Origin of the sequence: Acidovorax sp. HMWF018, assembly GCF_003061035.1 — a bacterium.
In the GTDB taxonomy this organism is placed as follows: domain Bacteria; phylum Pseudomonadota; class Gammaproteobacteria; order Burkholderiales; family Burkholderiaceae_C; genus Acidovorax; species Acidovorax delafieldii.
Window position 1 is genome coordinate 6,742 of the sequence record NZ_QAIM01000486.1, and the last position, 9,836, is coordinate 16,577.

7 protein-coding genes and 1 pseudogene are annotated in these 9,836 nt (G+C 66.9%); 5 read left to right on the forward strand and 3 right to left on the reverse strand.

What is annotated here, in order from left to right; genetic code table 11:
- From DBR23_RS31350 to DBR23_RS20715, 5 genes and pseudogenes are all read left to right on the forward strand, one after another.
- Positions 1-2,129, forward strand: a pseudogene (locus DBR23_RS31350) (chromosome segregation protein SMC); the annotation flags it as partial.
- A gap of 16 nt (positions 2,130-2,145) precedes the next feature.
- Positions 2,146-3,261, forward strand: coding sequence for a cell division protein FtsZ (locus DBR23_RS20700; protein ID WP_108499452.1), 1,116 nt, complete (start codon positions 2,146-2,148; stop codon positions 3,259-3,261).
- Positions 3,262-3,275: 14 nt separating this feature from the next.
- On the forward strand, positions 3,276-5,363 hold the full coding sequence (gene ligA / locus DBR23_RS20705; protein WP_108499453.1) for an NAD-dependent DNA ligase LigA: 2,088 nt from the start codon (positions 3,276-3,278) through the stop codon (positions 5,361-5,363).
- 150 nt (positions 5,364-5,513) lie between these two features.
- A complete protein-coding gene (locus DBR23_RS20710; protein ID WP_233250622.1) occupies positions 5,514-7,775 on the forward strand; it encodes a penicillin-binding protein 1A in 2,262 nt (753 codons plus the stop codon).
- Between the two features lie 245 nt (positions 7,776-8,020).
- Entirely contained in the window at positions 8,021-8,428 is a 408-nt protein-coding gene (locus DBR23_RS20715; protein WP_108499455.1) for a hypothetical protein, read from the forward strand.
- A 55-nt stretch (positions 8,429-8,483) separates the two neighbouring features.
- Here DBR23_RS20715 and DBR23_RS20720 read toward each other — a convergent pair whose 3' ends face one another.
- From DBR23_RS20720 to DBR23_RS20730, 3 genes are all read right to left on the reverse strand, one after another.
- Positions 8,484-8,717: a DUF1737 domain-containing protein gene (locus DBR23_RS20720; RefSeq protein WP_108499456.1), complete on the reverse strand. Its 234-nt coding sequence runs from the start codon at positions 8,715-8,717 to the stop codon at positions 8,484-8,486.
- A gap of 8 nt (positions 8,718-8,725) precedes the next feature.
- On the reverse strand, positions 8,726-9,277 hold the full coding sequence (locus DBR23_RS20725; protein ID WP_015014179.1) for an NUDIX hydrolase: 552 nt from the start codon (positions 9,275-9,277) through the stop codon (positions 8,726-8,728).
- Between the two features lie 117 nt (positions 9,278-9,394).
- The coding region (locus DBR23_RS20730; RefSeq protein ID WP_146191390.1) for a fumarylacetoacetate hydrolase family protein at positions 9,395-9,836 on the reverse strand (442 nt) is incomplete at its 5' end.

Genomic DNA, 9,836 nt, shown 5'->3' on the forward strand with positions numbered 1-9,836 from the left:
CCCAGCTCGACGACGACCGCCGCGCGCGCCAGCAGGCCGTTAACAGCGAGAGCGCACGCCAGGCTGAGCTGTCGGCCCGCATGGAGGCCCTCAAGGCACTGCAGGAAAAGGTCAAGACCGACGGCAAGCTGCGCCCCTGGCTCGCCAAGCACGGCCTCGATGGCCTGCAGGGCCTGTGGAGCCGTATCCACATCGAACCCGGCTGGGAAAACGCGCTCGAAGCGGCCCTGCGCGAGCGCCTGGCCGCCTTGGAAGTAGGGCGCCTGGACATGGTGCGCGGCTTCCTGGGCTCCGGCGGCAACGACGCGCCGCCCGCGCGCCTGGCCTTCTACAGCGCCCCCGCTGCGGGCCACCCCGAAACATCGTCCCCCCATGCCCGCCTGTCGGACCTGCTGCGCCTGAACGACGCGGGCCTGCGGGCCGTGTTGGTGGACTGGCTGCAAGGCTGCTACACGGCTCCCACGCTGGACGACGCTTTGGCCCGCCGCAGCACGCTGCAGCCTGGCGAAGTGGTGTTTGTACCCACGGGCCATGCCGTCAGCGCCCACAGCGTGAGCTTTTACGCGCAGGACTCCGAGCAGTCCGGCATGCTGGCCCGCGCCCAGGAGATCGAGCACCTCGAAAAAGAATTGCGCGCGCAGGCACTGATCGCCGAAGAATCACGCACCGCGTTGGTCCGTGCGGAAGCGGCCTATGCCGATGCCTCGCAGCGCCTCGTTGCCGCACGCCGCGAAGCCACCGAAACACAAAGCCGCGCCCACGAGCTGCAGGTCGAAACCCTGCGCCTGACCCAGCTGGCCGAGCAGACACGCGCCCGCAGCGCACAGATCGACGGCGACCTGGCCGAGGTCGAAGCCCAGCTGGCCGACCTGCAGGAACGCCGCGTGGCCGCCGAGGCACGCTTTGAAGAGCTGGACATGCAGCTGGCCGACAGCCAGGAGCGCGAGGCCCAGCTGGGCGACAAGGTCATCGAGGCCGAACGCAAGCTCACCGCCTGCCGCGAACAGCAGCGCACGCTGGAGCGCCAGGCGCAGGAGGCCACGTTCTCGCAGCGCAGCCTGGAGGCGCGCCGGGGCGAACTCAACCGCTCCATCGAAACCGCCACACAACAGGCCAAGGCCCTGGCCGACGAAGAGCAGCGTGCACGCGATGAACTCGCCCGTCTCTCTGACGCCGCCGCCCAAGGCGGCCTGCAGGCCGCGCTGGAAGTGAAGATGGAGCGCGAAAAGGCACTGGCCGCCCAGCGCAGCGAATACGACGACCTGACCACCAAGCTGCGCGCCAGCGACGAGCGCCGCATGCAGCTGGAGCGCGCGCTCGACCCGCTGCGCCAGCGCATCACCGAATTCCAACTCAAGGAACAGGCCGCGCGCCTGGGCCTGGAGCAGTACACCACCTTGCTGCAAGACGCCCAGGCCGACCTGGAGGCCGTGGCCCACTCCATCGAGGAAGGCAATGTGCGCATGGGCGGCCTGCAGAGCGAAATCGACCGCCTGCACCGCGAGATCGCGGCCCTGGGCGCCGTCAACCTGGCCGCGCTGGATGAATTGAAGCTCGCCAGCGAGCGCAAGGTGTTCCTGGATGCGCAGACCGCCGACCTGACCGAGGCCATGAACACGCTGGAAGACGCGATCCGCAAGATCGATGGCGAAACGCGCCAGCTGCTCTCGGGCACGTTCGACACCGTGAACGCGCACTTCGGCCGCATGTTCCCCGAGCTGTTCGGTGGCGGCCAGGCCAAGCTCATCATCACCGGTGACGAAATTCTCGATTCCGGCGTACAGGTGATGGCCCAGCCACCCGGCAAGAAGAACCAGACCATTCACCTGCTGTCGGGGGGGGAAAAGGCCCTCACGGCCATCGCGCTGGTGTTTGCCATCTTCCAGCTCAATCCCGCGCCGTTCTGCCTGCTGGACGAGGTGGACGCGCCGCTGGACGACGCCAACACCGAACGTTATGCCAAGCTGGTGTCCAGCATGAGCAAGGGCACACAGTTCCTGTTCATCAGCCACAACAAGATCGCGATGGAAATGGCCGAGCAACTGATCGGCGTGACCATGCAGGAGCAGGGCGTGTCGCGCATCGTGGCTGTCGACATGGAGTCGGCCCTCTCGATGGTGGACGCTTGAACCTATTGATTCAAACATGAGCACATTGCAACTGAGTCTCGCCATCATTGGTGGCCTGGTGCTGGCCCTGATCGTGGCCTACAACACCTGGACCTCGCGCCGCAACGCGCCCAAGCGCGCCTTGCCTACGGAGCATGACCCAGCGGCAGAGCCCGCGCAGCGCCTGGAGCCGGGTTTTGATGCCGCTGCGGCGGGGGCAATGCCGCCCAGCGAGTTCCATGGCCTGGACCGGGGGCCGGAGCCGTCTGAACACACCGTGGATGCGGGCGACGCCCTGCAACTGCCCGTGCCACCGTTTTCGTCCGAGCGCCGCCCCGGGCTGGACCCGCTCATCGACGTGATCGCCTCGCTGCAGCCCGAGCATGTGGTGTCGGGCGATGCGGCGCTGGCCGCGCTGCCGCCCACCCGCCGTGCAGGCAGCAAGCCCTTTGCCATCGAAGGCCTGAACGAAGCCACCCAGCAGTGGGAAACCCCGGCCCCTGGCCAGCGCTACCAGTCCTTCCAGGCGGGGGTGCAGCTGGCCAACCGCATGGGCGCGCTCAACGAGATCGAGTTCTCCGAGTTCGTGGTCAAGGCGCAGGCCTTTGCCGACACCATCAACGCCGCCCCCGACTTCCCCGACATGCTGCAGGAAGTGGCCCGCGCCCGCGAGCTGGACCAGTTCGCCAGCGACCACGACGCTCAGCTGATGTTCATGCTGCGCGCCCGCCAGGCCGCCTGGAGCCCTGGCTACGTGCAGCAGAACGCTGCCCGCCTGGGTTTTGTGCCCGGCGCCATGCCCGGCCGTCTGGTGCTGCCCGCCAGCACCCAGGGCCTGCCGCCCTTGCTCACCCTGGGCTACGACACCCAGGCCGCCTTGGCCGACGATCCGGACCAGTCCGCCATCCGCGACATCACGCTGAGCCTGGACGTCGCCCAGGTGCACCGCACCGAGCAGCCCTTTGCCCGCCTGCGCGACGTGGCCGCCGCCCTGTGCCAGGCCATGGATGGCGTGCTGTGCGACCAGAACGGCACGCCGCTGCCCGCCATGGCCATGGACCCGATCGCTGCGGACCTGGAGCTGCTGTATGACCAGCTCGATGGACGCGATCTGTCGGCGGGGTCCGTGCTGGCGCGGCGGCTGTTCAGCTGAACGCTGGTGCGGCCATGACCGAGAATTTGGATCTTTTTTCGGCCCCAGTGCCCGTGGATCAAGCGCAGCCAGCTATCAAAATCAAAGCACTGCGCGACCAACTCAACCGCTGGGCCCACCAGTACTACGTGCTGGACGAGCCCACCGTGCCCGACGCCGAATACGACCGCGTGTTCCGCGAGCTGCAGGCGCTGGAAGCCGCGCACCCTGACTTGGTCACCCCCGACTCGCCCACGCAGCGCGTGATTGGCGCGGTGATGGAGGGCCTGGCCCCCGTGCGCCATACGGTGCCCATGCTCAGCATTCACACCGAAACCGACACCGAGGCCACGGGCGCCCAGGCGTTTGATGCCCGCGTGCGGCGCGAGCTGGGCGTGACGGACGCTGACCCCGCCATCGAATACGTGGCCGAGCCCAAGTTTGACGGCCTGGCCATGAGCCTGCGTTACGAAAACGGCCGCCTGGTGCAGGCCGCCACGCGCGGTGATGGCGAGGTGGGCGAGGACGTGACGCACAACATCCGCACCATTCGCCAGATTCCGCTGACCTTGCCCGACGGCGTGCCTTCTTTGCTCGAAGTGCGCGGCGAGGTCTACATGCGCCGCGCCGACTTCGACGCGCTGAACGAGCGCCAGCGGGAGCAGGGCGGCAAGACCTTTGTGAACCCACGCAATGCGGCTGCGGGTGCGGTGCGCCAGCTGGACTCCAACATCACCGCCCAGCGGCCCCTGAGCTTTTTTGCCTATGGCCTGGGCGCCATCACGCCGCCTGCCGAGGGTGGGCCCGTGTTCCGCACGCATTTCGAGATGCTGCAGACGTTGAAATCCTGGGGTTTCCCGGTGGCAGCGCAGGTACAAATTGCGGTGGGTGCTGCTGAATTGGTAGCATTTCACCAGCAGGTGGGTGCCAGCCGCGATGCGCTGCCGTACGACATTGACGGCGTCGTCTACAAGGTCAACTCGCTGCAGCTGCAGCGCGACCTGGGCTTCAAGACGCGCGAGCCGCGCTGGGCCGTGGCGCACAAATATCCCGCGCAGGAGATGGCCACCAAGATCGAAGGCATAGACGTGCAGGTGGGGCGCACCGGCAAGATCACGCCGGTCGCACGCCTGGCGCCTGTGTTTGTGGGCGGCGTCACCGTCACCAACGCCACGCTGCACAACCTGTTCGAGATCCGCAAGAAGGGCGTGCGCGTGGGCGACACCGTCATCGTGCGCCGTGCGGGCGATGTGATCCCTGAGGTGGTGGGCGTGATGCCGGGCAAGCGCACGGGCTATGTGCCCAACTTCCGCATGCCCACAGCCTGCCCCGTGTGTGGCAGCGCCGTGGTGCGCGAAAAGGGCGAGGCCAACCACCGCTGCACGGGTGGCCTGTTCTGTGCCGCGCAGCGCAAGGAGGCCATCCTGCATTTTGCCGCGCGCCGTGCCATGGACATCGAGGGCCTGGGCGACAAGCTGGTGGACCAGCTGGTGGATGCCAACGTGATCCGCACGCTGCCCGACCTGTACCGGCTGGGCCTGACCTCACTGATTGCGCTGGAGCGCATGGCTGAGAAATCGGCCCAGAACGTGCTGGCCGCGCTCGAAAAATCCAAGCAGACCACCTTGCCACGTTTTCTGTTCGGCCTGGGACTGCGCCATGTGGGCGAGGCCACGGCCAAGGACCTGGCGCGGCACTTTGGCACGCTGGACGCCATCATGGACGCCAGCGTGGAGCAGTTGCTGGAGGTGAACGACGTGGGCCCCGTGGTGGCGCAGAGCCTGCACACTTTCTTCCAGCAACCGCACAACCGCGAGGTGGTCGAGCAACTGCGCGCTTGCGGCGTGACTTGGCCCGAGGGGCCGGCGGCCGAGCGCGCTCCGCAGATCCTGGCGGGCAAGACGGTGGTGCTGACCGGTACCTTGCCCACCCTGAGCCGCGACGCCGCCAAAGACCTGCTGGAGGCCGCTGGCGCCAAGGTGGCGGGCTCCGTCAGCAAAAAGACCAGCTACGTGGTGGCGGGCGAAGAAGCCGGCAGCAAGCTGGCCAAGGCCCAGGAACTGGGTGTGCCCGTGCTCGACGAAGCCGGCATGCTGGAACTGTTGTCAGGCCAGGGTGTCTGACGGAGCACGGTGCACCATGCCCGACTCTCTTTTCGCGTTCTCATTCCCCTTTCTCCTTGCTGACCGGCCCCTGGTGGGGCGGTCCTGAAGCGACCCCCATCTCCCGGCGATTCATTGATGCACAACTGGCTGCTTTCTTTCCGGGCCCGCATGGCGGGCCTGTTGGCCTGGGTTCCCCGGCCCGTGCGGCGCCTGCTGCTGTGGACGGTGGTGGCGGTGCCCGCTGCGCTGCTGGTGTTCACGCTGGCGTTGGTGCCTTTTACTCCCGGCATCAGCGACATCCGCAAGGCCAAGAGCGAGCTGCCGGCGCAGCTTATGTCCGCCGACGGCAAGCTGCTGGCCGAATACCGCTGGGCCAACCGCGAATGGGTGGAGCTGAACCAGATTTCGCCCAACGTGGTGGACGCGCTGATAGCAACCGAGGACCACCGTTTCTACAAGCACTTCGGGCTGGACTGGCGGCGCACGGCGTCGTCGGTGGTGCTGACGCTGCGCGGGGACCCGCAGGGCGGCTCCACCATCACCCAGCAGCTGGCGCGAAACCTGTTCCCGGAGGAAATCGGGCGCTCGCGCACGCTCACGCGCAAGCTCAAGGAGGCGATCACCGCGCTCAAGATCGAGGCGTCTTATTCCAAGGACGAAATCCTGGAGACCTACCTCAACACCGTGCCGTTTCTGTACAACGCCTACGGCATCGAGATGGCCGCGCGTACCTATTTCGACAAGTCTGCCGACAAGCTCAATGTGCTGGAAAGCGCCACCCTGATTGGCATGCTCAAGGGCACGGCCTACTACAACCCGGTGCTCAACCCCGAGCGCGCGCAGGCCCGCCGCAACACGGTGCTGTCGCAGATGGTCAAGCGGGGCAAGCTCGATGCCAAGCAGTTCGAGACCCTGCAAAAACGCCCGCTGCGCATCAACTTCGAACGCCAGACGGAGGTGATGGGCCCGGCGCCGCACTTTGCGATCCAGCTGCGCAAGCAGCTCATCGACTGGGCCGACAGCAAGGGCTACAGCCTGTATTCGGACGGTCTGGTGATTCGCACCACCATCGATTCGCGCCTGCAGGCCTATGCCAACCAGGCGGTGGCACGGCAGGGCCGGCAATTGCAAGGCGTGGCAGACACCGCCTGGTCGCAGCGCAACGGCTGGGGCCCCAAGAACGAGCTGGTGCAGACCCTGGTGCGCGAGAGCGCCGAATACCGCGCGGCCGTGGACAAGGGCGACACCCCTGACGACGCCCTGAAGACGCTGATGGATGACGCCTCCTTCATGGCCAAGCTGCGCGCCGAAAAGACGCGTGTGCAGGCGGGCTTTCTGGCGCAAGACCCGGTCACCGGCCATGTGCTGGCCTGGGTGGGCAGCCGCGACTATGCGCAAGACCCGTTTGACCACGTGCAGGCAGCGCGCCGCCAGCCGGGCTCTACCTTCAAGCCGTTTGTGTATGGCGCTGCGTTTGCCAACGGTGCCACGCCCGAAGACACGTTGATGGATACCGCTGTCGAAATCCCGCTGGGCGGTGGCCGCGTCTGGCGCCCCACCGATGGCGGCCCGCCCAGCGACCAGCCCATGACGCTGGCCGATGGCCTCGCGCTGTCCAAGAACACCATCACCGCGCAGGTGATGCAGCAAGTGGGCCCGGCCCGCGTGGCCGAAGTGGCACGCGCCCTGGGCGTGCGGCAGTCCAAGCTGGAGGAGGTTCCGTCCCTCGCGCTGGGCACCAGCCCGGTCACGCTCAAGGAGATGATCTCGGCCTACAGCAGCATCGTGAACCTGGGCCGCTATGTGGAGCCCGTGCTCATCACCAGCATCGAAGACCGCCGCGGCAAGGTGCTTGAGACCTTTGCCAAGCCCGTGCCGGAAGAGGTCTTCCAGCCCCGGGCTGCCCAGACCCTGCGCAACACCATGCGCGGTGCCGTGGACCGGGGCACGGCCACGGCCATCCGCACGCGGTATGGCATCCAGGCCGACGTGGCGGGCAAGACCGGCACCACACAAGACAACACCGATGGCTGGTTCATCCTGATGCACACCCGCGTGGTGGCAGGCGCATGGGCCGGCTTCAACGACGGGCGCATCACGCTGCGCAGCGACTACTGGGGGCAGGGCGCGCGCAGTGCGTTGCCCATGGTGGGCGAGTTCATGCAGCAGGCCATCCGCAACAAGGTGATCGACGGCAACGACCGGTTTGTGGACGAGTTCGACACCAGCCCGCCGCCACCGCCCGACAGCTCGCTCAGCACCATGCGCGACTGGATCCGGGGGCTGTTCCGTACCGACCCTCAGCAACCCCCGGTGCCTGGCATGCCGCCAAGGCCTGCGGGTGCGGGTGGTTTGCCGCCGGTCACCAGCGACCCACCGGGTTCTGTATCTCCGCCAGTGCCTGCGGAAGACCGGGTGGGGGGCGAATAGGCCGTTGCGTCTTCCGGGCTTCTGTGACACCAGCGCCTTCGGCGCGATGGGGTGGGTGTTGCCTTGGGGCCTTAAAGCAATGCCGCCTGAATAGGGGCTTTGCGAGGTGTAGGACGTTGTCGCCAAAGTCTGCGTCCAGCGTTTGTCGCCCGCACTAAGCGCGCAAGCGAACAGACCCTGCCAGAGGTGCCCCGCACAGTGGCGCATGCAGTCGTCGGACTGCATGCAACGCCAAAGGACTCACCATGAAAACAATCACCACCACCTTGCTGGTACTGGCCACCCTGACCCTGGGCGCCTGCACCGGCCCCATGGGCCCTCCGGGCGCGCAAGGCAATACCGGCAACACGGGTTACACCGGCAAGACTGGCGATACCGGCTACACCGGCGCGACGGGAGCCACGGGCAACCAGGGCAATACGGGCTACACCGGTGCTACAGGCAGTATGGGCTCGACAGGGGCCACCGGAGGACAGGGCAGCACCGGTGCGACCGGAATGCAGGGGGCCACCGGCTACCAGGGTGACACGGGGGCCACGGGCGCAAAGGGAAGTACGGGCAACACCGGCAGCAAGGGCAACACCGGAAACACCGGCAGTGCCGGTAGCTCGGGCGACGGCAATACCGTCATCGTGATTCCTGCCAAGCCTTGATGCGCTGCGCGCGGCAGGTGCGATAAGACCACGGCCTGATGGGCTGGCCGCGCAGTCAGGCCACCCTACCGGGCCACACGATGGCCTGCGCCACGATCACGGTCTGCCCATTGAAGGTGGCCGCAGGAGAGCCATACAGCCGATAGCCCAGCGCTAGCGCGTCGCTCACGCGGCGGCAGAAGCTGGCGTCGTCGGGGCCGGTGAGCAGGCGGTAGGCGGGCAGGCCATCGGGCGGCACGCTGGCCTGTGGGGTGGACACGGGTGATGCTGCGGAGGTGGCAACTGTCATGGCAGGGCCTACTCAATGTCGATGAAGTGCATGCCCATGGTGCCCGCCTTGCGGTCGGCAAAGTAGCACTCCAGTGTTTCTTTCACGGTGCGGAAGGCCAGCTCGTCCCAGGGCACCTCGTCTTCGGCAAACAGCCGCGCCTCGATGGTCTCGTAGCCCGGGTTGAACTGGTCGCTGAGCAGTGTGGCGCGGTAGAACAGGTGCACCTGGCCCACGCGGCGCACGTTCAGCAGGCTGAACAGGGGGCCGATCTCGATCTGCGCCCCGGCTTCCTCATCGGTCTCGCGCGCCGCACCCTGTGCCGTGGTTTCGTCCAGCTCCATGAAGCCTGCGGGCAGCGTCCATTTGCCCCAGCGGGGTTCGATGTTGCGTTTGCACAGCAGGATGCGGCCATCGGGCAGCGCGGGCACCGTGCCCACCACATTGAGCGGGTTCTCGTAGTGCACCGTGTTGCAGGCGGGGCAGACCGCACGCTGTTTGGTGTCGCCGTCGTCCGGCAGGCGGTACACCACGGCGGTGCCACAGGCGCGGCAATGTTTGATGGGGCTGCGGTAGGTCATGCAGGGGTTTGAGGGTCAGAATGGCTGGTAGCGCTAGTGAAACATGCGCTAATAGCTATGAAAAACGTAGCGCTTTCGGCGTTTGCCTGGCCGGGCAGCAGGGCTGCCCGGTGGTCTTCAGACTACGGTCAGGCGCAAGGGCGTGAGTCCTGCCACGCCGCCTTCGAGCGTATCGCCACGCACCACGGCGCCCACGCCTTCGGGGGTGCCGGTGTAGATCAGGTCGCCGGGCTGCAGCTCCCACGCGGCCGACAGGTGCTCGATGGTCTCGGCAATGTTCCAGATCAACTGGGTCACGGTGCTGCGCTGGCGGTCCGCTCCGTTGACCTGCAGCCAGATGGGCGCGTTGGCCACATCACCTGCCTGCGCTGCCGGGGTGATGGGGCCGATGGGAGCGCTGGCGTCAAAGCCCTTACCAATGCACCAGGGGCGGCCCTGTTTCTTCATGTCGTTCTGCAGGTCGCGGCGGGTCATGTCCAGGCCCACGGCGTAGCCATAAATGTGGCTGAAAGCGTCGGCAGCCTGGATGTTCTTGCCGCCTTTGCCAATGGCCACCACC

Excerpts from the sequence above, each read along its gene's own strand:
- DBR23_RS20700 (WP_108499452.1), top strand. The coding sequence starts at position 2,146 with ATGAGCACATTGCAACTGAGTCTCGCCATCATTGGTGGCCTGGTGCTG.
- ligA (WP_108499453.1), top strand. The coding sequence starts at position 3,276 with ATGACCGAGAATTTGGATCTTTTTTCGGCCCCAGTGCCCGTGGATCAA.
- DBR23_RS20710 (WP_233250622.1), top strand. The coding sequence starts at position 5,514 with ATGGCGGGCCTGTTGGCCTGGGTTCCCCGGCCCGTGCGGCGCCTGCTG.
- DBR23_RS20715 (WP_108499455.1), top strand. The coding sequence starts at position 8,021 with ATGAAAACAATCACCACCACCTTGCTGGTACTGGCCACCCTGACCCTG.
- DBR23_RS20720 (WP_108499456.1), bottom strand. The coding sequence starts at position 8,717 with ATGACAGTTGCCACCTCCGCAGCATCACCCGTGTCCACCCCACAGGCC.
- DBR23_RS20725 (WP_015014179.1), bottom strand. The coding sequence starts at position 9,277 with ATGACCTACCGCAGCCCCATCAAACATTGCCGCGCCTGTGGCACCGCC.